Origin of the sequence: Agromyces humatus (genome assembly GCF_021228295.1) — a bacterium.
Taxonomy (GTDB): Bacteria; Actinomycetota; Actinomycetes; order Actinomycetales; family Microbacteriaceae; genus Agromyces; species Agromyces humatus.
On record NZ_JAJQPD010000013.1, the window covers coordinates 80,076 to 105,910 of the forward strand.

A 25,835-nucleotide genomic window follows, 5' to 3' on the forward strand; every position below is an offset into this window, starting at 1 on the left:
GGCCAGGGCAGCCGCGCAGGTGGGGAGGACGAGTCCCCGGCTCCCGCCTACCGCCGCATCACCTTGCGTGCCAGCCAGTTGCCGAGGAACTGCAGCGCCTGCACGAAGATCACGATCAGCAGCAGCGCCGCCCACGTGATCGCCGGCTCGAACTGCCGGTACCCGTACACGAGGGCGAAGTTGCCGAGCCCGCCGCCGCCGATGAACCCGGCCATCGCGGTCATGTCGACGATCGCGACGACGATGAACGTGTATCCGAGGATGAGCGGGCCGAGCGCCTCGGGAATGACGACCGTGCGCAGGATCCGCACGGGGCCCGCGCCCATCGCGCGCGCGGCCTCGATGGCGCCGGGCGAGACCGTGATGAGGTTCTGCTCGACGATGCGCGAGATCGCGAACGACGCGGCGATCGACAACGAGAAGATCAAGGCGTCGTTGCCGATGCCCACCCCGATCACGTAGCGCGCGAGCGGCTGCACCGCCGCGAGGAAGATGATGAACGGGATGGGCCGGAAGAAGTTGATGACGACGTTCAGCACCGTGAAGACGGCGCGGTTCGGCAGCAGGCTGCCGGGCCGGGTGCTGTACAGCACGACCCCGAGCACGAGCCCGATGGCCCCGCCGATGATGAGCGTCGCCGCCACCATGTAGAGGGTCTCGGCCGCGGCGACCCAGAACTCCGAACCGAGTTCGAACAGGCGATCCATCAGGCGGCCTCCGTCACTTCGACCCGCGCGGCGATCGAGGTGAGCGCCGCATCGATCGAGGCATCCGCCCCTCTGATCGCGAGCGTGAGGTGACCGAACGCGCGCCCCTGGATGTCGTTGATCCCGCCATAGACGAGTTCGAAGTCGAGTCCTGCATTCGCGAGCTCGAGGAACACCGCTGCCTGCGAGGCGTCGCCGTCTCGGAAGGAGATCGTGACGATGCGCCCCTCGTGACGCTCGCGCAGCACCGCGAGCTCGGCGGGCGACGGAATGCCTTTCACCACGGTCGAGACGAACCGCTGCGACGACGGATTCTGCGGGGTCGAGAACACCTCGAACACGTCGCCGTCTTCGATGACCCGCCCCCCGTCCATGACGGCGACCTTCGTCGCGATCGACTGGATGACGTCCATCTCGTGCGTGATGACGATGATCGTCACGCCGAACTCGCGGTTGACGCGCTTGAGGAGCTCGAGCACCTCCTGCGTCGTCTCGGGGTCGAGCGCGCTTGTCGCCTCGTCGGCGAGCAGGAGCCGCGGCGAGGTCGCGAGCGCGCGGGCGATGCCGACGCGCTGCTTCTGCCCGCCCGAGAGCTGGTCGGGGTAGTTCCTCGCCTTCTCGCCGAGCCCGACGAAGTCGAGCAGCTCGGCCACGCGGGCGGCGATGTCGGCCTTCGACCAGCCCGCCACCTTCAGCGGGTAGGCGATGTTGCCCCACACGGTCTTCGAGTTGAACAGGTTGAACTGCTGGAAGATCATGCCGATGCCGAGGCGGATGGCGCGGAGCTCCCGTTCCGGCAGACCGCTGAGCTCTCGGCCGTCGAACGTGATGCTGCCCGAGCTCGCCGGCTCGAGCGCGTTCACGAGGCGCACGAGTGTCGACTTGCCCGCTCCCGAGTACCCGATGATGCCGTAGACGTCGCCGTGCTCGACCTCGAGGGTCACGTCGTCGACCGCGACGACGGGCCGCCCGTGCTTGTCGGGCGCGGGGTACGTCTTCGAGACGTTGGTGAGGCTCACGAGAGCCATGTGGTGCTCCTTCCGCCACGCGGTGACGGGCGGCGGTGCCGGAATCCGGCGCCCACCGCCCGTTCGCGTGACGATCGATCCGAGGATCGGTCGCGGACTACTTCGCTGCCTCGGTGTCGGCCTCGACCTTGGTGAGCGAATCGATCAGGTCGGGGACGGGCGTCTGCAGTGCGACCGCGGTGTTGCCCGACGCCTCGATGAGGCCCGCCTGCACCTCGGGGTCGGTCTGGAAGATCTCGACGAGCTTGAGATAGGTCTCGTTGTCCGTGTCTTCGGCGCGCGTGGCGAAGATGTTGACGTACGGCAGCGCGTTCGGATCGCTCGGGTCGTCCTGCGCGATCGCATCCTCGAACGTGAGGCCGGCGTCCTGCACGAAGTCGTTGTTGATCACGGCGGCGGCGACGTCGGGCAGCGAGGTCGGGGTGAGCGACGCCTCGAGGGCGGTGACCTCGACCTTCGACTTCGCCTCGTCGATGTCGGCGAGGTCGGAGAAGATCGTGCCGCCGCTCTTCAGCTCGATGAGGCCGGCCGACTGCAGCACGAGCAGCGCGCGCGCCTGGTTCGAGGGGTCGTTCGGCACGGCGACGGTCTCGCCCTTCCCGATGTCGTCGACCGAGTCGACCTTCACCGAGTACAGGCCGAGCGGGTAGATCGCGGTCGAGCCGATCGGCGTGAGGTCCTCGCCTGCCGACACGTTGTAGTCGGCGAGGTACACGATGTGCTGGAACTGGTTGAGGTCGAGTTCGCTCTCGGTCGTGGCCGGGTTCGGCTGCGCGTAGTCGGCGAAGTCGACGATCTCGATCGTGATGCCCTCGTCGGCCGCAGCTTCTTCGAACGCGGCCCATTGCGGGTCGCCCTTGCCGACGACACCGATCTTCACGACCTCGCCCGAGGCGTCGCCGTCGCCTGCGGCAGGCGTCGCGCAGGCGGCGAGCCCGAAGACGAGCGGTGCCGCGACGAGTGCGGCGATGAACGTGGAGCGCTGTGACATGTGAGTGGGTTCCCTTCGCGTTTCGGCGCGCCGCGATCAGGTGCTGATGAGCAGGGGGGAGACATGGCTCCGCCACTGTTCGTGACAGTGGGAGGGCGACGATGCCGCGAGCGCGGGCGCAACATCAACGCTAGGCGAAGATTCTTTACCCGAAGACCGTGACGGTCACAGTCCGTCACAGATCCTGCGACGTTAACCCTCGAGATTCTCGGATACTTCGAGCCAGCGCGTTTCAAGATCGGCGACGGATGCCTCGAGCCGTGCGAGTTCGTCGCCGAGCGAACCGAGCCCCACGTAGTCGGACTGGTCGTGGCGCGCGAGCTTCTCGTGCTGCTCGGCGATCTCGGCCTGCAGCCGCTCGAGCTTGCGGTCGATCGAGCTCAGCTCCTTCTCGGCGGTGCGGCGTTCGGCACCGCCGAGCGCGGGTGCCGCTGCCGGTCGAGTAGCGCCCGGCGCAGCCGGACGCGTATCGAGACCCGCCGCAGCTCGTGCCGCATCAACGCCCTTGCGCAGCTCGAGATACTGCTCGACCCCGCGCGGAAGGTCGCGCAGGTGCCCGTCGATGATCGCGAGCTGCCGGTCGGTGACGCGCTCGATGAGATACCGGTCGTGCGAGACGACGAGCAGGGTGCCCGGCCACGAGTCGAGCAGGTCCTCGATCGCCGCCAGCATGTCGGTGTCGAGGTCGTTGGTCGGTTCGTCGAGGATGAGCACGTTGGGTTCCTGCAGCAGGATCAGCAGCAGTTGCAGCCGTCGCTTCTGCCCGCCCGAGAGGTTCTTCACCGGCGTCGAGAGCTGGGCGCTGGTGAAGCCGAGCCGTTCGAGCAGCTGACCGGGCGTGAGTTCGACGGCCTTCGATCCCTCGCCGATCGCGTAGCTCGTGCGCTGTTCGGCGACGACCGCGCTGACCCGCTGGTCGGCCCACTCCGTGAGTTCAGCGAGCTCTTGGCTGAGGGTCGCGATCTTCACGGTCTTGCCGCGCTTCACTCGACCGGTCGTGGGCGCGACGGCGCCGGTGACGAGCCCGAGCAGAGTCGACTTGCCGGCACCGTTGACGCCGAGGATTCCGGTGCGCTCCCCCGGTGCGATGCGCCACTCGAGTTCGTGCAGCACGGTCTTGTGGTCGTACACGACCCCGACGTCGAGCAGGTCGACGACATCCTTGCCGAGCCGTGACACCGCAAGCCGGCTGAGCTCGACGGGGTTGCGCAGGGGCGGTTCGTTCTCGATGAGCTGGTTGGCCGCCTCGATGCGGAACTTCGGCTTCGAGGTGCGCGCGGGTGCGCCGCGGCGCAGCCAGGCGAGCTCCTTGCGCATGAGATTCTGGCGTTTCGCCTCGGATGCCGCGGCCATGCGATCGCGCTCGACCCGCTGCAGCACGTAGGCGGCGTACCCGCCCTCGAACGGCTCGACGATGCCGTCGTGCACCTCCCATGTGACAGTGCAGACCTCGTCGAGGAACCACCGGTCGTGCGTGACGACGACGAGCGCCCCGGCGTTCGCCGCCCAGCGTGCCTTGAGGTGCCCTGCGAGCCAGGCGATGCCCTCGACATCGAGGTGGTTGGTCGGCTCGTCGAGGAACACGACGTCCCAGTCGCCGACGAGCAGCGAGGCGAGCCCGACACGTCGCCGCTGCCCACCCGAGAGGCTCGCGATCTGCGCCTGCCACGGGACATCCGCCAGCAGGCCGGCGATGACGTCGCGAACCTTCGCGTCGCCCGCCCACACGTGCTCCTCGATGCCGCCGACGACGGCCTCGGCGACGGTCCGGCCCGGGTCGACGACGTCGGCCTGGTCGAGCATTCCGATGCGGATGCCGCGACGCTGCGTCACTCGCCCGCCGTCGGGTTCGATGCGGCCCGCGAGCAGCTTCAGCAACGTCGACTTTCCGTCGCCGTTGCGGCCGACGACACCGACGCGGTCGCCCTCGTCGATGCCGAGGGTGACCTCGTCGAAGACGGTGCGCGTCGGGAACTCGAGGTGCAGGCGCTCGGCGCCGAGGAGATGTGCCATGTCCTGTCGAGCCTAGTCGCCGCGGTGCGGTGACAACTCAGCTGTGCAGCACGCGCGCGCCGTGCACCGGGCCGTGCACGTGCACCGCGGTGAGGCGCGCGGCCGACAGCGCGACCTGCAGCTCGATCGCCGTATCGGCGTCGTCGACGAGGAACGCGATCGTCGGCCCCGATCCCGACACGATGCCCGCGAGCGCTCCGTGCAGTTCGCCGAGCTCGAGGATGCCGCCGAGGCCCGGGGCGAGGCCGATCGCGGCGGCCTGCAGGTCGTTGTGCAGGGCCTCGGCGAGCAGCCGCGGGTCGCCCGCGCGCAACGCCTGCAGCACGCCGGTGTCGACGGCGGGCGCCGCGCTGCCGGGGTTCAGGTCGGGAAACCCCTCGCGCCGGCGGTCGAGCTCGCGATACACGCCGGGCGTCGAGAGCCCGAACTCGGCGACGGCGAGCACCCAGTGGAACGAGCCGGTGGCGAGCGCCGGGCTCAGTCGGTCGCCGCGCCCCGTGCCGATGGCGGTTCCGCCGGTCAGGGCGAACGGCACGTCGGCGCCGAGCTTCGCGGCGAGCGCGTGGAGCTCTTCCTTCGGCAGGCCGGTGCCCCACAGCGCGTCGCACGCGACGAGCGTGGCCGCGGCATCGGCCGAGCCGCCGCCCATGCCGCCCGCGATCGGCACGTTCTTGTCGATCTCGAGTCGCACGCCGCCCGGCACCCCGACGGTGCGCGCGAGCAGTTTCGCCGCCTTGATCGCGAGGTTCGACCCGTCGGTGACGAGGCCCGAGGTATCGATCGAGCCGCCGAAGCTGACGCTGAACTCGTCGTCGCTCCACGCGCGCACGTCTTCGTAGAGTGAGACCGCCTGGTACGCGGTGGCGACATCGTGGTATCCGTCCGGCTGCACCGCGCCGACGCGCATGAACAGGTTGATCTTGCCCGGCGCCCGCACGTGCACTGCCTCGTCGGCCCAGGCGATCGTCATGGCTCCACGCTATCCCACGGGTCGCCGTCGACCGCGGCGGCTCAGCCGACGGACGCGAGCCACTCGCGCATGCGCGCCTTGACGTCGACGAGGCGCGCATCGTCGGGCATGCCGCCCCATACGAGCCCGATCGACGCCCTGCCGCCTGGGCGGTCGCTCGACGACGCGAGCACGAACTCGCCGCCGTCGAGCGGGAATCGCGCGGTCGGATTCGCCGCCGTGAGGTTGAGCGCAAGCGGTTCGACGCCGAGCTCGTCGGTCACGACCGCGGCGAGCGCGCGCAGCGCCTCGGTCTTCTCGAGCGCGACCGTGCGGGTGACGCCGGCCTCGTAGGTTCCGTCTTGACGTTGGCCGGGGCGACGGATGCCCCGTGCCTGTTCGTAGGCGACGGTGACGTTCTGGCTCCACCACGGATCGACGCGATGCTCGCCCGCGAGCCAGGACGCGATGTCGCGGTGCTTCCACCCGGTCGCCCCGGCCGCATCGAGCAGGTCGAACCACTCGTCGCGGCCACGACCCGTGGCCTCGCGGACTGCGTCGTCGCCGACCCCGTCGACGTTGGAACCCACTGCCTGTGCGGTCATGAGACGACGCTACCGCGCCGCCCGCGCGATGCGCAGGAAATCATCCATGGTCAGCTGTTCGCCGCGCGACTCGGGAGCGATGCCCGCCCGGGCGAGCACCGAGGTCGCCGCCGCCGATGACCCGCCCAGTACGCCCGAGAGTGCCTGCCGCAGCATCTTGCGGCGTTGCTGGAACGCGGCGTCGATGATGGCGAACGTGGCGATGCGTTCGGCCTCGGTTCCGGGGACATCCGCTCGCTCGAAGCCGACCAACACCGAATCGACGTTCGGCACCGGCCAGAACACCATGCGCGAGACCTGCCCGGCGATGCGCCAGCGGCCGTACCAGGCCGCCTTCACACTCGGCGCGCCGTAGATCTTCGAGCCCGGCTCGGCGGCGAGGCGGTGCCCCACCTCGGCCTGCACCATGACGATGCCCGACCGAAGGGACGGGAAGTGCACGAGCAGGTGCAGCAGCACGGGCACCGAGACGTTGTACGGCAGGTTCGCGACGAGTCGTACCGGTTCGCCGGGCAGCTCGGTGACGCGCAGGGCATCGTCGTGCACGACGTGGAGCTCGGTGCCGGGCTGCATGATGCGCACCGTGTGCGGCAACTGCTCGGCGAGGCGGCGGTCGATCTCGACCGCGATGACGGATGCCCCGGCCTCGAGCAGCCCGAGCGTGAGCGACCCGAGTCCGGGCCCGATCTCGAGCACGGTCTCGCCGCGCTCGACGCCCGCGGTCTGCACGATGCGGCGCACGGTGTTGGCATCGTGCACGAAGTTCTGCCCGAGCTTCTTCGTGGGCGTGACGTCGAGCAGCTGGGCCAGGTCGCGGATCTCGGCCGGCCCCAGCAGCCGCGGAGTCACCACGGCGCCGTTGCCCTCTGCCTCATGCCGGTGGGCGTTCACGCCGCACCCCGCTCATCAGTCCCCCGCACGGGGCTCATCTTGCCACGACCCGTACACCGACACCGTGTTCGACGCGAGCTGCGCGCAGAACTCGTCGAGATCGGCTCCGAGCACGTGGGCCATGAACCGGGCGGTGTGCGGCACCAGGTACGGCGCGTTCGGGCGGCCGCGCAGCGGCGCCGGGGTGAGGTACGGCGCATCGGTCTCGACGAGGATGCGGTCGGCCGGCAGCTCGCGCAGTGCCTCGCGCAGGTTCTCGGCGTTCTTGAACGTGATGTTGCCGGCGAACGAGCAGTACCAGCCCTCATCGCCCGCGAGTCGCGCGAGGTCGCCACCGCCCGAGAAGCAGTGGAACACCGTGCGTACGGGTGCCCCCACGCGGCGCAGGGTCGCGACCACGTCGTCGTGCGCGTCGCGGTCGTGGATCTGCAGCGCGAGCCCGTGCCGCTTGGCGATGTCGATGTGCGCCTCGAACGAGCGGAACTGCGCCGGCCTGCCGGCCTCGTCGGTGCGGTAGAAGTCGAGCCCGGTCTCGCCGATCGCGCGGACGCGCGGCTGCGCCGCGAGCTCGTCGATGACCGCGAGGGCGTCGTCGAGGGCGCCGGATGCCTCGAGCTCGGGCGCCTCGTTGGGATGCAGTGCCACCGCCGCGAGCAGCCGCGGCTCGCGCGCCGCGACGGCGGCCGACCAGCGGCTCGTGGCGACATCGGTGCCGACCTGCACGGCACCGGCCACGCCGACGGACGCCGCGCGCTCGAGGTGCTCGTGCACGTCGAGGGGCAGGGCGCCGTCGGCGATCTCAAGGTGGGTGTGGTTGTCGTAGACGGGCACCGTGAGCGGTTCGGGCGCGGGCGGATACTCGACGGCTCGGCCGCCGTCGGCGCGAGTGCGCAGGTGGGGTGCGTCGGTCACGCCCGGCTCACTCGGCGACCTCGACTCGCGGGAACAGCGCCTCGAGCGGCGCGACCTGCGTGCCGACCGCCCACTCGTTCGCACGGTCGATCCGCTGCTCCTGGACGGTGCCGGGTGCGCCGAGCGCGGTCCAGAGCTTGGCCGTGGCCACGGGCAGCACCGGCGACAGCAGCACGGCGAGCGTTCCGAGGCCGTGGTAGGCGGTGGCGAGCACCGTCTCGAGGCGCTCGCGCTTCGCCGGGTCCTTCGCGAGCGTCCACGGTTCTTCGATCGTGAGGTAGCCGTTGAGGGCGTCGACGAGCTCCCACGCGGCACCGATGGCGTCATGGATCGCGATGCGCCTGATGGCCGACCACGACCCATCGGTCGCCCGCTGCTCGATCGCACCGATCCCGAGGTCGGCCTCGGATCGCTCGCCAGCCGAGGGCACCGCGCCGTCGCAGTATCGGGTGATCATCGCGATGACGCGCGACGCGAGGTTGCCGAAGCCGTTGGCGAGCTCGGCCTGGTACCGCGCGGCCAGGTCTTCCCACGAGAACGAGCCGTCTTGGCCGAACGCGATCGCGCGCAGGAAGTAGTAGCGGAATGCGTCTGAGCCGAAGGTCTCGGTGATCTGCTCGGGTGCGATGCCGGTGAGCTTCGACTTCGACATCTTCTCGCCGCCGACGAGCAGCCAACCGTGCCCGAAGACGCCCTTCGGCACCTCGAGCCCGGCGGCCATGAGCATGGCCGGCCAGATGACCGCGTGGAACCGCAGGATGTCTTTCCCGACGAGGTGCCGGGCCGGCCATCGCCGCGCGAACTGCTCGTCGTCGTCGCCATAGCCGACCGCCGTGACGTAGTTCAGCAGCGCGTCGAACCACACGTACACGACGTGGCTCTCGTCCCACGGCACCTTGACGCCCCAGTCGAACGTCGACCGCGAGATCGAGAGGTCGGCGAGGCCGCCCTTCACGAACGAGACGACCTCGTTGCGCGCCGAGTCGGGCTGCACGAAGTCGGGGCGCTCCTCGTAGAGCGCGAGCAGCTTGTCGGCGAACGCCGACATGCGGAAGAAGTAGTTCTTCTCGTGCAGCAACTCGACGGGCTTCGAGTGGATCGCGCAGACCAGCTGCCCCTCGTAGTCGCCCGTGCCCTGCACGAGTTCGGACTGCTGCTTGTACTCCTCGCAACCGACGCAGTAGTAGCCCTCGTACTCGCCCGTGTAGATGTGGCCGTCGTCGTAGAGCTTCTGCAGGAACTTCTGCACGTTGCGCTCGTGGCGCTCGTCGGTCGTGCGGATGAAGTCGTCGTTCGCGATGTCGACCGTGGCGAGCAGGGGCTTCCACGCCTCGTCGACGAGCCGGTCGGCCCACTCCTTCGGTGTCACTCCGTTCGCGGTCGCCGTGCGCAGGATCTTCTGGCCGTGCTCGTCGGTGCCCGTGAGCATCCACGTGTCTGCGCCCGCCTGGCGGTGCCAGCGCGCGAGCACGTCGGCGGCCACCTCGGTGTAGGCGTGCCCGATGTGGGGCACGTCATTCACGTAGAAAATGGGCGTGGTGATGTAGAACGAGGAGCCGTCGGCCATACGTGCAATCTTATGGGCGAGCGGATGTCCCTACTCGACAGATGACTGCGCTGCCGCCTTCCGCTCCTTCTCTTCGCGGTGCCGGCGCCGCACGCTGCCGTCGCCGATTGCCGGCGGTACGGCCTCCTCCACATTGAGATGCGCATGCGGCGTCGGCACGCCGAGTGTGACGTCCTGCTGCTTGATCGCGGGTTCCTTCACCTTCTGCCCGGGGTAGTCGACGACCCGCAGCCCGAGCACGATCTTTCCCGGCGCCTCTCGACGGTCGAGCGCGCGGTAGGCGTCGGCGATCGAGTCGAGGGGGAACACGTCGGCGATGGGCAGGCGTACACGCCGCGCGGCCACGAGCGCGGCGACGCGGCCGAGGGCCACGACATCGCCTGGATAGAGCAGAATCGCGTCGGAGCCCTGCACCGCATCCCAGTCGAGGATCGTGAGGATCCGCGAGCGCGGCACCCCGAGCTTGATCGCCTCGTGCGTCTGCCCGCCGAGGAAGTCGAGGAACGCACTCACCGGCCGGCCGCCGGCTGGGTGGTTCGGGTCGTCGCCCAGCACCCGAACGCGGTCGGCGAGCCCGGGACCGTACGCCATGGGGATGACGCCGAACTGCCGCAGGAAGTCGAATCGCATCTCGGCACAGGTGCCGATGACGGTGGCGCCCTTCATCCGGGCGAACTGCGCGGCGAGACATCCGAGCCCGCCCGCCGCGGCGGTGATGACCACCTCGTCACTCGGGCCCAGGCCGAGACCCTCGACGGCGGTCCACGCCGTGGTGCCGGCGACGTACAGCGAACCGGCCACCTCCCACGTCAGCGACGGCGGCTTGGGCAGCAACTGCCGCTCTGGCACGGCGACGTAGGTCGCCTGTGCGCCGCGGTCGACGTAGCCCATGACCTCGTCGCCGCGTGCGAACTGCTGCACGCCCGGTCCGACGGCGACGACGACGCCGGCGAGGTCACGGCCCTGTGGCGACGGGAACTCGACCGGCCACCGCTCGGGGTGGTCGCCGCGCCGGATCGCGCTCTCGACGGGGTTCAACCCGGTCGCGAACACCTCGACGAGCACCTCGCCCTCACCCGGTTCGGGGGTCGGAACCTCGACCACCTCGAGCACTTCTGGACCGCCGAACTCGTCGAATCGGACTGCGTGGGTCCGAAGCGTGTGAGCCATGCCGCACCTCCACCGTTGTTCGGCACCAGTCGCGCGTTCGGCACCGTCGTGCTTCCTGCAATTGTCCGCCAGATCCGGCTGAAAGGACAGGGGCTTGTGCCCTATCCGAGGGACGGGCTATGACTCGCGGCGGGACGCGAGTGCGGCTTCGTACAGGTCGCGCTTGCCGAGGCCGGTCTCGCCGGCGACGAGCGCGGCAGCGTCTTTCAGGCGGGTTCCGGATGCCGCGAGCTCGAGCACCCGCCCGAGGGCGCCCTCTGGGTCGGCCGCGACGGCGACGGCACCGCCGACGACGATCACGATCTCGCCCCGCACCCCGCCCTCGGCCCACTCGGCGAGTTCGCGAAGACCCCCGCGGCGCACCTCCTCGTGCAGCTTCGTGAGCTCACGGCACACCGCGGCGGGCCGGGTGGCGCCGAAGCCCTCGGCGAGCGCGACGAGACTCGCGGCGAGCCGCGACGGCGCCTCGAAGAACAGCAGGGTCCGCCGGTCGCCCGCGAGCTCGGAGATGCGACGCGCCCGATCGCCCGCCTTGCGCGGCAGGAACCCCTCGAACGCGAAGCGGTCGGTGGGCAGGCCCGACACGGCGAGCGCGGTGACGACCGCCGAGGGCCCCGGAATTGCGGTCACCTCGACGCCCGCCTCGGCGGCCGCGGCGACGAGGGGGAACCCCGGGTCGGACACGGTCGGCATGCCGGCGTCGCTGAGCACGAGCAGGTCGGTCTCGCGTGCCAGCTCGACGAGCTCCCCCGCCTTCTGCCGCTCGTTGTGCTCGTGCAGCGCGATGAGTCGGGGCCGGTTCGCGATGCCGAGTCCGGCGAGCAGGCGCTGCGTGACGCGCGTGTCTTCGGATGCCACGACGGTGGCCGTCTCGAGCGCCTCGCGCAGCCGCGCCGACGCGTCGCCGAGGTTGCCGATGGGCGTCGCCGCGAGGATGATCATGCACTCAGTCTGCTCTACCGAACATCGGGCCCGGCTCCGCTTGCGGGACCAGGTCGTGCCTCATCGGCGAACCGAGCCGAGCAGACCGAGGATTCGAGTTGATTGAAGGACTCACTCGCCCCGCCCGTGGACCGGCCTGGCGTTCGTTGGGGGTTCTCCGACCTCGTGGATGGTATGGCCTCCACAAGCCCTCTTGGTCACGCTGGCTCGCTCGATGCGCGACACGGCGAACCATCGCATCGCGTCGCGCATGCGGCACCATCCAACGAGGTACCACTGGCCGTTCGGGGAGGCGAACAGCACGGGCTCGACGTCGCGGGTGGTCGTGGCCCCATCTCTCGACGTGTAGCGAATGCGGACCACTCGCTGCTCGGCCATCGCCTCCTCCAGTGCCGACCTGATCCCGCGCGCAGCGGAGGGAGGCGCGTTGACCCAGACGCGGTCGGCCAGCTCGTCGGCTCGTGCTCGGGTTCTCGGATCGAGGACGTCCAGGATCTTCTGGATCCCGGCTGCTGCGAGATCGGAGTAGGGGGCATCAGGTGCAGCGGACACGGCCGCCATGAGCGCCACCGCCTGAGCTGCGGACAGGCTGACGGGCGGCAGGGATGCGCCTACCGCCAAACCGTAGCCGCCGCCGGGACCTGGGCGCGACCAGATGGGCGCGCCGCTGCGTTCGAGCGCATCCAAGTCTCGCTTGACGGTGCGCACGGACACGCCGAACTCTCTCGCCAGCCGCTCTGCCGAGCAACCCCGCGATCCGTTCCGGCGCAGCATTTCGGACAGGGCATGAAGTCGTTCCGCTCGTTTCACCGCTCGGCACGTTTCAGATTCATGACACAGATAGTGACATACACCTGCCCAAGGCGCCCACGAAGGTGGAGACATGACAGCCTTGAAACGCAATCCGACCATCATTCTCATCGCCGGCCACTGGCTGGGCGCTTGGGCGTGGGATGACGTCCTCGAACATCTGGAAACCGACCACTCTCGTGCAATCGCGATCACGCTGCCTGGCCTCGACCGCGACGACCCTGCGCGTTCGACGAGGACCCTCGACGATCAAGCCGAAGCAATTCGCGACATCCTCGCTCGAGTCGACGTCTCCACGGACCAGCCCGCGACGCTCGTAGCTCACAGCGGGGCGAACGCTCCCGTCAGCCTCGTCCTCGACCGGCATCCTGAACTCGTTCATCGGGTGGTCTGGGTCGACTCCGGTCCGATGGCAACTGGGAGCGCCTTCGCCCCAGATCTGCCGGAGGGGTTGGAGGAACTTCCACTCCCGCCCTTCGACGTCCTCGCTCAGCAGGCGAGCCTCGAAGGCCTGAGCACAGAGGTACTTGAGCGTTTCCGCGCCAAGGCGGTCCCTGAGCCTGGGCCCGTTCTTCGCCAGACAGTCGAGCTCACGAACGATGCCCGCAGCACCGTCCCGACCACCCTGGTGTGCTGTTCGATCCCGAGTGCGCAGGTGCTCGACATGGCCCGAGGAGGACACCCCATGTTCGCCGAAGTCGCGAACCTCGAAACCCTCGACGTCATCGACCTCCCGACGGGCCATTGGCCGATGTGGAGCCGTGCCGGCGACCTTGCCAAGACCATCCAGTCAGCGGCGTCACAAACCAGCTGAACTGCACATACAACCTGAAGGGGCCAGCCGGACTCGGCTGGCCCCTTCCGATATCCGAGGGAATGGCGCCCTCTGCCTCAGTGCGAGGGTGTGCGAAGCTGCGGCCACGGCGCCGGCTCAGGTGCCGCTGGGTGGGTTTGCATGGCCTTGCCAGAACGTCCATGAGTAGCCCCACGGGTCACGGATGGTGAACGTCCGAGGTCCGTAGGGTTGATCGACTGGTGCATCGACGTGGATATCGGTGGCCTGCGTGATCCTGGCGTACTGGGCGTCGATGTCGTCGACGTTGACGATGAGCAGGGCATCGTCAAGGTGCGCCGGAGTCTTGCTGCCGCTGATGCTGATCATGGCGGGGCCGGCGGTGATGTCGGCCTCGCTGACCCTTCCTGACTCATCGCGCCACCGGACGGGGTCGGTGAAACCGAGCACCTCTTCCAGCCAGGTCAACGCGGCGTCGGCGTCCTCGTAGTAGAGGTACGGGGTTACTCCGATGATGGCCATGCGTTTCGGACTCCTGGTGTCTACGAAAGCCGTGCCATGGTGCGATTCATCCGGCATCACCGGGAGCTCGGCCATCACCGACAGGATACTGCTCATTCGACCTCACGGGCTGAATCGTTAGGGTTGGCGCATGGGATCGGAGTCGGGCACCGCCGGCGTGCGCGACGAGCACGCCGACGCGACATCCGACGATCTCGAGATCGGTTCCGACGAAGATCGCGACCTCGACGAACCCGAACCCGAACCTCGCGGCTCACGGCTCGACGACTGGTGGGGTCGCGTGCTCGCGACGCCGCGACGGCGGGCGCTCTGGTACTGGGGCGGGCCGATCCTCATCACCCTCGTCGCTGCGGTGCTGCGGTTCTGGAACCTCGGTCACCCGCCGTCGCTGATCTTCGACGAGACGTACTACGTGAAAGACGCGTGGACCCTCCTGCAGAACGGGTACGAGTCGGCCTGGCCCGAGGGCGCGAACGAGGACTTCAACGCGGGCGACCCGAACACGTTCAGTGATGATCCGACGTATGTGGTGCATCCGCCGCTCGGCAAGTGGATGATCTCGCTCGGCATGGCCGCGTTCGGTGCCGGTGATGCGTTCTGGTGGCGCGCGACGACGGCGCTCGCCGGCACCCTCGCGGTACTGCTCATCACGCTCGTCGCCCGTCGCCTGTTCGCCTCGACGGCCATCGCCGTCACCGCCGGGTTGCTGTTCGCCATCGACGGCAACGCGATCGTGATGTCACGCGTCGCCCTGCTCGACAACTGGCTCATGCTCTTCACCCTGCTGGGGTTCTGGTTCGTCCTGCTCGACCGCGACAGAACGCGCCGCGCGCTCGAGTCGCGCCTCGACGAGTCGCGTGACGCGGGACACGACCCGATCTACGGCCCCTCGCTCTGGGGGCGCCCGTGGGTCGTCGCCGCCGGCGTGGCCTTCGGTGCCGCGTGTGCCGTGAAGTGGTCGGGGCTGTGGTTCCTCGCCGGCTTCGGCATCTACCTCGTGGCGGTCGACGCGCTCGCGCGCCGCCGCGCGGGCGTGCCGTTCTGGCTCACCGGCGCACTGCTGAAGCAGGCGCCGATCACCTTCGTGCTGCTCGTGCCGATCGCCGCCGCGGTCTACCTCGCCTCGTGGGGCGGCTGGTTCGCCACCGACGGCGGGTACTACCGGCATTGGGCCGAAGCGACCGGAAGCGCGGCGACCGGGTGGCTGTCGTGGGTGCCGCTCCCCCTGCAGAACCTCTGGCACTACCACCAATCGGCCTACGGCTACCACGTGGGCGTGCACTCCCCGCACCCGTGGCAGTCGAACCCGTTGACGTGGCTCGTCATGGGGCGGCCGGTCAACATGTACTTCGCGTCGACCGACGACGGCTCGGGCGGGTGCGGTGCCGACACGTGCTGGTCTTCGATCCTCGAGGTGGGCAACCCGCTCATCTGGTGGGCGGCGGCAGCGGCATCCGTGTACCTCGTCTATCGGCTCGTGCGCTACCGCGAGTGGCAGGTCGGCGCGATCCTCATGGGGCTCGCGGCCGGTTACCTGCCGTGGCTGATGTACCTGAACCGCACGGTGTTCCAGTTCTACTCGATCGCGTTCCAGCCGTACACGGTGCTCGCCCTCGTCTTCGTGATCGCACTCGTGCTCGGGCGGCGCGACGACGAGCAGTGGCGGCGCGTGCGCGGGCTGGCGGTCGTCGGCATCTTCCTCGGGTTCACCGTGCTCGTGTCGGCGTTCTTCTACCCGGTGTGGACCGGCGTGCCGCTCACGCCGATGTTCCGCCAACTGCACTTCTGGCTGCCGAGTTGGGGATGACGGTGCCCCGTGTCGCGCGCCGCCTGCTGCCGGGCGTCGCCGTCGCGGCGGCCGCGGCCGCGGCCGCGCTCGCCTGGCTCGCGCATCTCGCGCTCCCGGCGGTGCCGGTGCTCACGGGCGCGGTGGCCCTCGGCATCGTCGTCGGCCAGGTGCCCGCACTTCGACCGGCCCTCGGCCGACAGCTCGCGCCCGGCCTGCGCTTCGCCGCTCGCAGCCTGCTGCGCGCGGGCATCGTGCTGCTGGGGCTCAAGCTGAGCCTCGTCGACATCGCCGGGCTCGGCTGGGTCACGATCGCGACGACCGTCGCCGTCGTCGTGCTGACGTTCGTCGGCACGATCGGCCTCGGGCGCGCGCTCGGCCTGCCCGGCCATCAGCCCGTGCTCGTCGCGAGCGGCTTCGCCATCTGCGGCGCCTCGGCGATCGGGGCGATGGGCGCGGCGTTGCGCGCACGCCACGAGGAACAGGCGGTGCCGGTCGCGCTCGTCACGCTGTGCGGCACCCTCGCGATCGCGGTGCTGCCCGCGCTGTGGCATCCGCTCGGGCTCTCGGCGACCGGATTCGGACACTGGGTCGGCGCCGGCGTGCACGATGTCGGCCAGGTCGTCGCGACTGCGCAGCTCGCCGGCACCGCCGCGCTCGCGGTCGCCGTGGTCGTGAAGCTCACTCGTGTGCTCATGCTCGCGCCGATGGTCGCGATCACGGCGGCGATCGAGCGTCGAAGGGCATCGGATGCCGCGGGCCCGCGTCCGACGATCGTGCCGCTGTTCATCGTGGGATTCCTGGCGGCGGTGCTCGTGAACACGTTCGTGCCGCTGCCCGAGTGGGTGCTCACGGGCGCCGACCTCGTGCAGACCGCGCTGCTCGCGATGGCGCTCTTCGCCCTCGGCGCGTCGATCCGCGTGGCCGCGCTCGTGCGCACCGGATGGCGCGCGCTCGTCGTCGGCCTCACGTCGTGGGTGCTCGTCGCGGCGCTCGCCCACGGCGCCGTGCTGCTCGGCTGAGGTGCACGCCCCTCGCGGCTGGGCCGCCATCGGCCTAGCCTGAGGTCATGTCGCGCATGCGCGTGAACGGAGTCGACCTCCACGTCGAGGAGCGGGGCACCGGGTTCCCGATCCTGGGCATCCACGGCACGCCGAGTTCGGCGGTCATGTGGGAGGGCGCGGCCGCGACGCTCGCCCACCACGGCCGCTGCATCACCTACGACCGGCGTGGGTTCCTGCGGAGCGGCGTACCCGCGACATCCGAGTCGGTCGACCTCGGAGACCACGTGGAGGATGCACGCGCCCTGCTCGAACTGCTCGACGCGACGCCCGCGATCGTCATCGGCCGCAGCACCGGCGGACTCGTCGCCCTCGAGTTCGCACTGGCCCACCCGTCTACCGTGCGCGCCCTCGTGCTGCTCGAGCCGGCGGTCTTCACGATCGACCCCGAGGTCGAGGCGTGGGCCGGCGGCCTTCGGCGACGCACCGCCGACGCGGCGGCAGAGGATCCCGACGGCGCCGCCGAGGCGGTGTTCCGGCTCTGGTTGGGTGACGCCATGTGGGAGTCGTTGCCCGGCGAACTGCAGGCGATGTTCGCCCGCACGAGCCCCGGGGTGCGCGCCGAGCTCGACGGCGACGGGCTCGATCTCAGCGCGCACCCCCGCCGGTACACCGACGACGAGCTCGCCGCGGTGACGATGCCCGCACTCATCGTCGCCGCCGATGAATCGCCCGAGCCGCTCCGTCGTGTCGCCGTGCGACTCGCGGAGCGGTTGCCCGATGCACGCCTCGCACCCGTGGAGGGTGGCCATCTCATCGATCCGGCAGGCCCCGAGGTGCTGCAGTTCGTCGACGAGCACGCGGCGGGCTGACCTGTCACACGGTGAGTACGAGCTTGCCGCGCACCGCGCCCGACTCGAAGTCGGCGATCGCATGCGCCGCCTGCGCGAGCGGGTACGTGCGATCGACCACGGGGTTCACCTCGCCGGCCTCGATCAGGCGGGTGAGCTCGGCGAGGTCGTCACCGCTGCGGCGGGCGGCGAGCGGGCGCAGCCGCTGCGACACGAACGGGTTCATGAGCGAGGCGCGGATGATGCGCCCGAACGGCCCGAACACCGCACCGCCCCTGCCCGACGAGAGCACGAGAGTCCCCCTCGGCGTGAGCGCGCGGCGGACGCGGCCGAGCGGGCGGTCGGCCACGAGGTCGAAGATCGCGTCGTACCGGCCGGTCGTGTCGGTGAAGTCCTCGCGGGTGTGGTCGATCACGTGGTCGGCGCCGATCGCCCGCACATGCTCGGACTTCGCGCCTCGGCAGACGCCGGTCACCTCGGCGCCCGCCGCCTTGGCGAGTTGCACGGCGAACCCGCCGACCCCGCCCGACGCGCCGTTCACGAGCACGTGCCGGCCGGGCCCGACATCGGCGAGGCGCCAGCCCTGCAGCGCGGTCGTCCCCGAGACGGGCACGGCCGCCGCGTGGATCGCGTCGACGTTCGCCGGCCGTCGAGCCACGAACTCCTCGGCGACGGCCACGAGTTCTGCGTAGCCGCCCTGGTCGGACTCGGCGTACACCTGGTCGCCGACCCCGAACTTCGTGACGGTCGGGCCGACGGCTTCGACGACGCCCGCGACATCGCGCCCGATGGTCGGTTGCTTCGGATGCCGCAGGCCGAACGCGAGGCGCACGGCGCGCGGTTCGCCCCGCATGATGAGGGCGTCCCCCGCGCTCACGGCGACGGCCCGCACCCGGATGAGCACCTCGTCGGCTGCCGGCGCCGGCGCGTCGACCTCGGCGAGGTCGAGCACGTCGGGCCCGCCGTACACGTGCTGCACGACAGCCCTCATGACGCCGCCTCGGGCGTGGCGTCGGATGCCGCGTCACGCGTGGCGCGGACGGTATCCGTGACACTCGCGGCATCCGTCGGACCGGTCTCGATGGGCACCGGAATGATCACGGCGCTGCCGCCCTTGTGGCCGGCGTCGACGATGCGATGCGCGGCGGCGATCTGTTCGAGCGGCAGCATCCGCTCGATCGGCGGACGGAAGGCGCCAGCCGCGGCGAGCGCGCCGAGCTCCTCGAGGTCGGGCCGCTTCTCGGCGTCCTTGCGGAGGCCGGTGAACATGATCACGGCGCGGCGGCTACCGAGCTTCGAGGTGAGCTGCTGGAACACGATCGACCACGATGGCACCGTCGTGAGGTACGAGCCGCCGGCCACGAGCGCACGCCGGCAACGCCGGAACGTGCTCTTGCCGACGGCGTCGAAGATCACCTCGTACTCGCTGCGCGCCTGCGTGAAGTCCTCGCGGGTGCGATCGATCACGCGGTCGGCCCCGAGCGATCGCACGAGTTCGGCGTGGGCTGGACCGCAGACCGCGATGACCTCGGCTCCGAGGTGCTTCGCAAGCTGCACGGCGGCGGCGCCGACGCTTCCCGAGGCGCCGTTCACGAGCACCCGGTCGCCCGGGCGGACGTGCCCGCCGTCGCGCAGGAAGGGCAACGCGGTGAGGGCGCCGTCGCAGATCGCCGCGGCATCCGCCATGCTCACCTCGTCGGGAAGCCGCACGACCGCACCTGATTCGGCCACGACGACGTGCTCGGCGTGGGCGCCGAGGCCGATGCCCGTGGCACCGAACGCCCGGTCGCCAACCGCGAACCGGGTGACGCCCGGGCCGATCGCGTCGACCACACCCGCGAACTCGGAACCGAGCACGTGCTGCTTCGGCGCCCGGAGCCCGAAGGCGAGGCGGGCGAACCAGGGTGTACCCGAGCGTGCGGCGCTGTCGGACGAGCCGACCACCGCGGCGTGCACGCGCACACGCACCTGCCCCTCGCGGGGTATCGGGTCGGGCCGGTCGGTGATGGCGACGACCCCGGGCGGGCCGTACTGTTCGTAAGCTGCGACTCTCATGATGCTGCTCCCTGCTGGTCTGATGTTGCATCGGGGTACTGGAACACCGCGTCGAGCGGGACCCCGAACACCCGCGCGATCTGGAAGGCCATCTCGAGCGAGGGTGAGTACCGCCCCTGCTCTATGGCGATGACGGTCTGGCGGGTCACGCCGAGTCGTTTCGCGAGCTCGGCCTGTGTCATCTCGCTCGCGCGGAACCGCAACGACCGGATGTCGTTGGTGACCCGCGTCGGCTTCACCATGTCGGCACGCCCTTGCGGTAGGCCACGAGTCGCGTGATGCTCTCGAGCAGTGCCGCGAGCACGAAGCACAGGTAGATGACATTCGCGATCCAGAACCAGTCCGCCTCGAGCATCGAGAGCACGAGCGCGCCGAGCGCGCCGATCACGATGAACGAGCTGCCGACCCTCGTGCCGAGCCGGTCGATCTCGCGATCGCGCACGTCCCCCTTGGTGCTCTCGCTCGGGAATACGATCTCGACGAGGATCCGGCCGATGATCGTGACGACGATGGCGCCGCCGATGGCCCAGAGCATGGGGGCGACGTAGTCGACGTCGGCGACGGGCGTACCGGCGAGCACCTCGGGCAGCACCCACGACAGGTAGAACGAGTACCCGGCGATGGCGACCACCAGGTAGAGCCACGTGCCCTTCTCCTCGTATGACATGACACGCTCCTATGTAAACAATTCTTGACATGTTCAGTGTCAACCAAGTTTCACACCATGTCAAGTATTTCTTACACCAGCCGTGCTTCGAAGCACCGACCGCTTGCGCCAGAGCAGGAACAATCGGCCGAACCTCGGCGTGTCGCCGGTCGCGCAGCGCGCGTGTCCGGCGGTTCTTCCTCCGTTCGGTCGCGAACGGGACGGGGCTGAGCGGTCAGTGGCTGCCGTCGACGAGCTTCAGTCCGACGACGCAGCCGACGAGGCCCGCGATGAGGGCGAGCTTCACCCACGAGACATCCGTATCGCCCGTGATCATCGCCCAGATCACCGTGAGCGCCGCGCCGATGCCGACCCAGACCGCGTACGCGGTGCCGGTCGAGATGTCGCGCATCGCCCAGGCGAGCCCGCCCATCGAGAGCGCGAGCGCGCCGAAGAAGACGACCGACGGCCAGAGCTTCGTGAAGCCCTCGGACCTGCCGAGCGCGGTGGCCCAGACGGCCTCGAGGATTCCGGAGACGATGAGGATGATCCACGCCATGACTGTTCACTCCCGTGGCCAGTCTTGTCGCGTTCCGGGTACTGGGTTCCCTCGTCCGGGGCCGCGCGGTGCGACCTACCCCGAGGCTAGCAAGCGCCCCTGATCAGGCACTGTGCACGAGCGCGAAGTGCTCGACGACCGGGAACGGCTCGTAGAACCTGTGCAGCAGCGCGCGCCACTGCCGGTACTGCTCGGAGCCTCGGAACCCGACCTCGTGCGACTCGACGCTCTGCCAGTGCACGAGCAGCAGGTACTCGTTCGGCGTCTCGATCGAGCGCGACAGGCGCAGGTCGACGAACCCGGGCATGCCCGCGATGATCGCCTTCGCCTCGGCGAACGCCGTTTCGAAGTCGGCCTCGCGGCCGGGGACGACGGGGAGGATCGCGTGCTCGAGGATCACCCGCTGAACTCTAGCGGCGGCAGAATGGAGGCATGGACAACGCCGCCCTCATCGTGATCGACGTGCAGCAGGGGTTCGAAGACCCGGTGTGGGGTGAGCGCGACAACCCCGGCGCCGAGGCGAACATCGGCCGGCTCGTCGACGCCTGGTCGCAGGCCGCACGCCCGATCGTGCTCGTTCGACATGACTCCGTCTCGCCCGGCTCGCCGCTCGCCGCCGGCGCACCCGGCAACGCGTTCAAGGACGTGGCGGATGTCCCGCACGAACTCCTGGTCACGAAACAGGTGAACTCGGCGTTCTACGGCGAACCCGACCTGCACGGGTGGCTCACGGCACGCGGCATCCGACAGCTCGTGATCTGCGGCATCCAGACGAACATGTGCGTCGAGACGACCGCGCGCATGGCCGGCAACCTCGGGTACGACGTGACCGTAGCGCTCGACGCGACGCACACGTTCGACCTCGAGGGGCCGGGCGGCACCCGTCTCACAGCCGCCGAACTGGCGCGCGCCACCGCAGCGAACCTGCAGGGCGGCGGCTTCGCCCGGGTCGTGTCGACCGCCGACGTGCTGGCGCCGTAGCCGCCCAGCGCGAGACGCGGCGCGTCGCGCCATCCGTTGCCCCGCATTACGGCTCGGAACGGATGCCGCACCGCCGACGGGTAGCGTGAAACCATGGCAGATCGCGAATACGGCTTCAAGACCCGCGCCATCCACGCGGGCAACATCCCCGACACCGTGACCGGCGCTCGCGCGCTGCCGATCTACCAGTCGAGCGCCTTCGTCTTCGACGACACGGCCGACGCAGCGGCGCGCTTCGCGCTGCAGAAGTACGGCAACATCTACTCCCGCCTCGCCAACCCCACGGTCGCGAGCTTCGAAGAGCGCATCGCGAGCCTCGAGGGCGGCCTCGGCGCCGTCGCCACCGCGAGCGGGCTGAGCGCGCAGTACATCACCTTCGCGAGCATCGCCGGCTCGGGCGACCACATCGTGGCGAGCGCGAACCTCTACGGCGGCTCGATCACCCAGCTCGACGTGACGCTGCGCCGGTTCGGTGTCGAGACCACGTTCGTGCAGTCGTCGAACGCCGACGACTACGCCGCAGCCATCACCGACACGACCAAGGCGCTCTTCGTCGAGACGATCGCGAACCCGTCGGGTGAGATCGCCGACCTCGAGGCCCTCGCCGACGTCGCACACGCGCACGGCATCCCGTTCATCGTCGACTCGACGATCCCGACGCCCTACCTCAACCGACCCATCGAGTGGGGCGCCGACATCGTCACTCACTCGGCGACGAAGTTCCTCGGCGGACACGGCACGACCCTCGGCGGCGTCGTGGTCGAGTCGGGCCGCTTCGACTGGCATTCCGAGAAGTTCCCGCTCTTCGGCCAGCCGGTGCCGAGCTACGGCGGCCTCGAGTGGTCCGGCAACTTCGGCGAGTACGCCTTCCTCACGCGCCTGCGGGCGGAGCAACTGCGCGACATCGGCCCGGCGCTCGCCCCGCACTCGGCGTTCCTCCTGGCACAGGGCGTCGAGACGCTGCCGTATCGCATCCAGGCTCACCTCGACAACACCCGCGCGGTCGCCGAGTGGCTCGAGGCCGACCCGCGCATCGAGCGGGTCTGGTGGGCGGGCCTGCCGAATCACCCGCACCACGACCGCGCGAAGAAGTACCTGCCCAAGGGACCGGGAGCGGTCTTCAGCTTCGAGGTCAAGGGCGGCCGCGCCGTCGGCCAGCGGCTCATCGAATCGGTCAACCTCGCCTCGCACCTCGCCAACATCGGCGACGCCAAGACGCTCATCATCCACCCTGCGTCGACCACGCACGCGCAGCTCACCGAGCAGCAGCTCGTCGACGCGGGCGTGCTTCCCGGCGTCGTGCGGATTAGCGTGGGCATCGAAGACGTTGAAGACATCATCGACGATCTCGATCAGGCCCTCGCGGCCGCGACAGGAGCAGAACGATGACGATCACCGATCCCGCGACGGAGTTCGCCGAGACGGCCGGGGCCGCGGCATCCGACGACCTCGAAACCGTGCAGCTCGTCAACGGCCTGTCGTGCGAGCTTCCGGCGAGCTCGCCCCTTGCGAAGCTGCTGCACTCGCAGCGCACGTGGATCGGCCCTGACGCGAAGCAACGCCGCACGATCCTGCGCGAGGCGAAGTCGGTCGCGATCGTCGGCGCCTCGCCGAACCCCGCGCGTTCGAGCTACTTCGTCAGCACCTACCTGCAGCAGTCGAGCGACTATCGCCTGTACTTCGTGAACCCCAACGCGACCGAGATCCTCGGCCAGCCGGTCTACAAGAGCCTCGCCGATCTGCCCGAGGTGCCCGACATCGTCGACGTGTTCCGCCGCGGCAGCGACATCCCGAGCGTGATCGACGATGTCGTCGCCATCGGCGCGAAGACCATCTGGGTGCAGCTCGGCATCTGGAACGAAGATGCCGCCTACTACGGCGAGCAGCACGGCCTGACCGTCGTCATGGACCGATGCATCAAGGTCGAGCACGCCAGGTTCGACGGCGGGCTGCACCTGCTCGGGTTCGACACGGGCCAGATCACGGCGCGCAAGACGCTGCGCTGACCCGAACCAAGTCGCGCGCACGCCGACCCGCCGCAGCGCCCGCATTCGCGAGCGAGCCCAGCGGCCTGCGGTATCGCCGCATGCCGCTGAGCCCGCTGAGCCGGCCCGGTCGCCGGGCGGGGCGTCTCCCCGCCCGGAGCGTCAGTTGCCGGGCCACACCGTTTCGTTGAGGTCTGGCAGCGTTCCCGGGCTCAGGCGCTCGGTGTCCCTCGCGGTCAGGTGCCCCGGGCCGAAACCGGCCATCGGGCCCGAGACCGGAAGGTTCAGCTTCGAACCGCTCAGACCGACCGTGTAGATGGTCGCCGCGGTGTCGACGGCCACGACGCCGTTGCGGCTGCCGCTGATCACGAGGCCGAGCTGGTGACCTGCCGGCACGACGATGTCGTTGGCAGCCAGTTCGACGGTGACCGTGTGGTTGCCGGCCCCGTCCAGTCGGGCCCAGCCCCTGGCCAGGACCTGCAGCTCGGTGCTCGAGATGCGCTTGGCGACCTCGTTGTAGCAGGCGTCGTCGGTTGCGGTCGCCGGGCCCCAGCAGGACTCCGTGCTCAGCGTCTGCGCCCCGTCACCCGAGGCGCTGATGCGATCCATCACGCCGTAGTCGACCAGCATGACCGACACCTGCCCGACCGGGGCGGTGTGCGTGACATCGAGGTCGAGGGTCGGTGTGCCCGAGATCCGGACGTCGTGCTGGGTCGTGCCGGTGAGGAACTGCAGCCGGTTCGGGTTGTCGCCGATCCTGACGGCATTCGCCTCACTCAGCGACGTGGAGTTGACGTAGCTGGCCGTGGAGCGGTCCTGCTTGCCCAGCATCAGCGTGCCATCGGAGTGCAGGTTCAGCGTCTGGGTGCGGGCCGACGAGATCGGCCAGGTCGGTGACTGCTCCCACTGGTTCGGCGCGGTCTCGACGCTCACGGCGGGCTCACGGTCGATGCCGTTGTCGATGTCCATGAGCTCGTGGTCGAACCATCGGTGGAGGGTGTCGACCCACAGGGCGCGCTCGGAGTCGAAGGGGTCCACGTGCCCGAGTCGGGTGAGCCACATCTTGCGGTCCACGCCCTGCTCGCCGAGGTCGTCCCACCACTTCGAGGCATTCATCGTCTTGACGTTGTTGTCCTGCAGCCCGTGCATGATGAACACGCTGGCCTTGACCTTGGACACGTCGTAGTAGGTGCCCTCGCGGTAATCGCGCTCGGCCCAGAAGTCGGTGTAGGCACCGGTCTCGTCACCGTCGTTGGCGTTCATCCAGTTCAGCCGCGCCGAGCAGTCGGTCGCGATCGTCCGGTTGGAGGCGACCGACCGGGACAGGCTGCTCGGGTAGTTGAAGGACTTCACCGCGCCCTGCCAGCGGTTGTAGTCGTACCACGAGCTGATCGCGCTGATCGGCACGATCGTCTCCAAGCCGTCGACACCGGTAGCGGCGACACCGTTGGCGAGGGTCCCGTCGTAGGACTTGCCGATCATGCCGGTCTTGCCATTGCTCCAGTCGGCGTCGACGACCGCGCCACTGGCGTCGTGGGCGACCCCGTTGCCGTTCAGCCACTCCACGACGGCCTTGACCGACTCGATATCGGAGCGGCCACCCTCGTCAGTGCACCCGGTCGAGCGGGCGGTGCCGGCCATGTCGACGGCGACGAAGGCGTAGCCGCGGGGCACGAAGTAGTTGTCGTAGTAGAGCGGGAACTTGACGATGTTGCCGTCGGCGTCATAGACCTTGCGCTCCGCCTCGTTGCCACGTCCGGAACTCAGGTAGTAGGGGCTGGCGTCCATGATGATCGGAACCCGGGCGTTGCCGTCCAGTTCGCGGGGGCGGATGATGTCGGTGGCGACCCGCTCGTCGTCACCGTCACCGTCGAGGTCGGGGGCGGTGACCCATACCGTCTCCCGGATGGCTCCGTCGTAGTCGTAGATCGGGGCAGTGACGTTGTCGACGAGCGTGACCGGGGGGTTGTCGGTCGGCGCCGCGCTGGCCGCCCCCGCCGCGCCGAGTGCGAGGGGTGCCGCGATGGCCACTGAACCCGCGAGGGCGAGAATTCTGGATTTCATCGAAGTC

At 69.6% G+C, this 25,835-nt stretch carries 27 protein-coding genes and 1 riboswitch; of the genes, 7 read left to right on the top strand and 20 right to left on the bottom strand.

Features of this window, described 5'->3' with window-relative positions; all coding sequences use genetic code 11:
- Window positions 1–47: 47 nt before the first annotated feature.
- The 12 genes from LSF15_RS17845 to LSF15_RS17900 form a co-directional block, all read right to left on the bottom strand.
- On the bottom strand, window positions 48–707 hold the full coding sequence (locus tag LSF15_RS17845; RefSeq protein WP_232499912.1) for a methionine ABC transporter permease: 660 nt from the start codon (window positions 705–707) through the stop codon (window positions 48–50).
- On the bottom strand, window positions 707–1,735 hold the full coding sequence (locus LSF15_RS17850; RefSeq protein WP_232499913.1) for a methionine ABC transporter ATP-binding protein: 1,029 nt from the start codon (window positions 1,733–1,735) through the stop codon (window positions 707–709). The genes LSF15_RS17845 and LSF15_RS17850 overlap by 1 nt, the downstream gene beginning before the upstream one ends.
- Before the next feature lie 97 nt (window positions 1,736–1,832).
- On the bottom strand, window positions 1,833–2,726 hold the full coding sequence (locus LSF15_RS17855; RefSeq protein WP_232499914.1) for a MetQ/NlpA family ABC transporter substrate-binding protein: 894 nt from the start codon (window positions 2,724–2,726) through the stop codon (window positions 1,833–1,835).
- Window positions 2,727–2,918: 192 nt separating this feature from the next.
- Window positions 2,919–4,739 (bottom strand): ABC-F family ATP-binding cassette domain-containing protein, encoded by a 1,821-nt coding sequence (locus LSF15_RS17860; RefSeq protein ID WP_232499915.1) that lies wholly within the window; start codon window positions 4,737–4,739, stop codon window positions 2,919–2,921.
- A gap of 37 nt (window positions 4,740–4,776) precedes the next feature.
- Complete coding sequence (locus tag LSF15_RS17865; protein WP_232499916.1) at window positions 4,777–5,709, bottom strand: 4-(cytidine 5'-diphospho)-2-C-methyl-D-erythritol kinase; 933 nt, start codon at window positions 5,707–5,709, stop codon at window positions 4,777–4,779.
- 41 nt (window positions 5,710–5,750) lie between these two features.
- Complete coding sequence (locus LSF15_RS17870; protein ID WP_232499917.1) at window positions 5,751–6,293, bottom strand: DUF4287 domain-containing protein; 543 nt, start codon at window positions 6,291–6,293, stop codon at window positions 5,751–5,753.
- Between the two features lie 9 nt (window positions 6,294–6,302).
- Complete coding sequence (gene rsmA, locus LSF15_RS17875) at window positions 6,303–7,145, bottom strand: 16S rRNA (adenine(1518)-N(6)/adenine(1519)-N(6))-dimethyltransferase RsmA (protein WP_232499957.1); 843 nt, start codon at window positions 7,143–7,145, stop codon at window positions 6,303–6,305.
- Between the two features lie 54 nt (window positions 7,146–7,199).
- Window positions 7,200–8,096 (bottom strand): TatD family hydrolase, encoded by an 897-nt coding sequence (locus LSF15_RS17880; protein WP_232499918.1) that lies wholly within the window; start codon window positions 8,094–8,096, stop codon window positions 7,200–7,202.
- A 7-nt stretch (window positions 8,097–8,103) separates the two neighbouring features.
- A complete protein-coding gene (gene metG / locus LSF15_RS17885) occupies window positions 8,104–9,663 on the bottom strand; it encodes a methionine--tRNA ligase (RefSeq protein ID WP_232499919.1) in 1,560 nt (519 codons plus the stop codon).
- Window positions 9,664–9,693: 30 nt separating this feature from the next.
- Window positions 9,694–10,833 (bottom strand): NADP-dependent oxidoreductase, encoded by a 1,140-nt coding sequence (locus LSF15_RS17890; RefSeq protein ID WP_232499920.1) that lies wholly within the window; start codon window positions 10,831–10,833, stop codon window positions 9,694–9,696.
- A gap of 117 nt (window positions 10,834–10,950) precedes the next feature.
- Entirely contained in the window at window positions 10,951–11,775 is an 825-nt protein-coding gene (gene rsmI, locus LSF15_RS17895) for a 16S rRNA (cytidine(1402)-2'-O)-methyltransferase (protein WP_232499921.1), read from the bottom strand.
- Between the two features lie 111 nt (window positions 11,776–11,886).
- A complete protein-coding gene (locus LSF15_RS17900) occupies window positions 11,887–12,585 on the bottom strand; it encodes a helix-turn-helix transcriptional regulator (protein WP_308188494.1) in 699 nt (232 codons plus the stop codon).
- Window positions 12,586–12,658: 73 nt separating this feature from the next.
- Between LSF15_RS17900 and LSF15_RS17905 the strand changes: the two genes are divergently transcribed.
- Window positions 12,659–13,399: an alpha/beta fold hydrolase gene (locus LSF15_RS17905; RefSeq protein ID WP_232499922.1), complete on the top strand. Its 741-nt coding sequence runs from the start codon at window positions 12,659–12,661 to the stop codon at window positions 13,397–13,399.
- A 117-nt stretch (window positions 13,400–13,516) separates the two neighbouring features.
- On the opposite strand, the gene LSF15_RS17910 is transcribed toward LSF15_RS17905, so the two are convergent.
- The gene (locus LSF15_RS17910) at window positions 13,517–13,975 is read right to left on the bottom strand and encodes a VOC family protein (protein ID WP_232499923.1); all 459 of its coding nucleotides are present in this window, start codon (window positions 13,973–13,975) and stop codon (window positions 13,517–13,519) included.
- Window positions 13,976–14,030: 55 nt separating this feature from the next.
- On the opposite strand from LSF15_RS17910, the gene LSF15_RS17915 reads away from it, so the two are divergent.
- From LSF15_RS17915 to LSF15_RS17925, 3 genes are read left to right on the top strand one after another with little or no spacing between them, the layout of a single operon-like run.
- Window positions 14,031–15,707 carry a dolichyl-phosphate-mannose--protein mannosyltransferase gene (locus LSF15_RS17915; RefSeq protein ID WP_232499924.1) on the top strand — a complete coding sequence of 559 codons (1,677 nt, stop codon included), beginning with the start codon at window positions 14,031–14,033 and terminating at the stop codon, window positions 15,705–15,707.
- Entirely contained in the window at window positions 15,704–16,708 is a 1,005-nt protein-coding gene (locus tag LSF15_RS17920; protein ID WP_232499925.1) for a YeiH family protein, read from the top strand. The genes LSF15_RS17915 and LSF15_RS17920 overlap by 4 nt, the downstream gene beginning before the upstream one ends.
- A gap of 47 nt (window positions 16,709–16,755) precedes the next feature.
- On the top strand, window positions 16,756–17,559 hold the full coding sequence (locus LSF15_RS17925) for an alpha/beta fold hydrolase (RefSeq protein ID WP_232499926.1): 804 nt from the start codon (window positions 16,756–16,758) through the stop codon (window positions 17,557–17,559).
- A gap of 4 nt (window positions 17,560–17,563) precedes the next feature.
- On the opposite strand, the gene LSF15_RS17930 is transcribed toward LSF15_RS17925, so the two are convergent.
- From LSF15_RS17930 to LSF15_RS17955, 6 genes are all read right to left on the bottom strand, one after another.
- A complete protein-coding gene (locus LSF15_RS17930) occupies window positions 17,564–18,529 on the bottom strand; it encodes an NAD(P)-dependent alcohol dehydrogenase (RefSeq protein ID WP_232499927.1) in 966 nt (321 codons plus the stop codon).
- Window positions 18,526–19,593 carry an NAD(P)-dependent alcohol dehydrogenase gene (locus LSF15_RS17935; RefSeq protein ID WP_232499928.1) on the bottom strand — a complete coding sequence of 356 codons (1,068 nt, stop codon included), beginning with the start codon at window positions 19,591–19,593 and terminating at the stop codon, window positions 18,526–18,528. Before LSF15_RS17935 ends, LSF15_RS17930 begins: the two co-directional genes overlap by 4 nt.
- Window positions 19,590–19,835 (bottom strand): helix-turn-helix transcriptional regulator, encoded by a 246-nt coding sequence (locus LSF15_RS17940; protein ID WP_232499929.1) that lies wholly within the window; start codon window positions 19,833–19,835, stop codon window positions 19,590–19,592. The genes LSF15_RS17935 and LSF15_RS17940 overlap by 4 nt, the downstream gene beginning before the upstream one ends.
- A complete protein-coding gene (locus LSF15_RS17945) occupies window positions 19,829–20,260 on the bottom strand; it encodes a hypothetical protein (protein ID WP_232499930.1) in 432 nt (143 codons plus the stop codon). The genes LSF15_RS17940 and LSF15_RS17945 overlap by 7 nt, the downstream gene beginning before the upstream one ends.
- Before the next feature lie 214 nt (window positions 20,261–20,474).
- Window positions 20,475–20,798 carry a DMT family transporter gene (locus tag LSF15_RS17950; protein WP_232499931.1) on the bottom strand — a complete coding sequence of 108 codons (324 nt, stop codon included), beginning with the start codon at window positions 20,796–20,798 and terminating at the stop codon, window positions 20,475–20,477.
- A gap of 13 nt (window positions 20,799–20,811) precedes the next feature.
- A riboswitch (guanidine-III (ykkC-III) riboswitch) is annotated at window positions 20,812–20,878 on the bottom strand.
- A gap of 23 nt (window positions 20,879–20,901) precedes the next feature.
- The gene (locus tag LSF15_RS17955) at window positions 20,902–21,198 is read right to left on the bottom strand and encodes an antibiotic biosynthesis monooxygenase family protein (RefSeq protein ID WP_232499932.1); all 297 of its coding nucleotides are present in this window, start codon (window positions 21,196–21,198) and stop codon (window positions 20,902–20,904) included.
- 32 nt (window positions 21,199–21,230) lie between these two features.
- Between LSF15_RS17955 and LSF15_RS17960 the strand changes: the two genes are divergently transcribed.
- The 3 genes from LSF15_RS17960 to LSF15_RS17970 all read left to right on the top strand — a co-directional run bounded on the left by LSF15_RS17960 (window position 21,231) and on the right by LSF15_RS17970 (window position 23,785).
- Window positions 21,231–21,779 carry a cysteine hydrolase family protein gene (locus LSF15_RS17960; protein WP_232499933.1) on the top strand — a complete coding sequence of 183 codons (549 nt, stop codon included), beginning with the start codon at window positions 21,231–21,233 and terminating at the stop codon, window positions 21,777–21,779.
- A 93-nt stretch (window positions 21,780–21,872) separates the two neighbouring features.
- The gene (locus LSF15_RS17965; RefSeq protein WP_232499934.1) at window positions 21,873–23,168 is read left to right on the top strand and encodes an O-acetylhomoserine aminocarboxypropyltransferase/cysteine synthase family protein; all 1,296 of its coding nucleotides are present in this window, start codon (window positions 21,873–21,875) and stop codon (window positions 23,166–23,168) included.
- Window positions 23,165–23,785 carry a CoA-binding protein gene (locus LSF15_RS17970; protein WP_232499935.1) on the top strand — a complete coding sequence of 207 codons (621 nt, stop codon included), beginning with the start codon at window positions 23,165–23,167 and terminating at the stop codon, window positions 23,783–23,785. Before LSF15_RS17965 ends, LSF15_RS17970 begins: the two co-directional genes overlap by 4 nt.
- A gap of 141 nt (window positions 23,786–23,926) precedes the next feature.
- Here the strand turns inward: LSF15_RS17970 and LSF15_RS17975 are convergent, their stop codons facing one another.
- A complete protein-coding gene (locus LSF15_RS17975) occupies window positions 23,927–25,828 on the bottom strand; it encodes a CocE/NonD family hydrolase (protein WP_232499936.1) in 1,902 nt (633 codons plus the stop codon).
- Window positions 25,829–25,835: the final 7 nt, after the last annotated feature.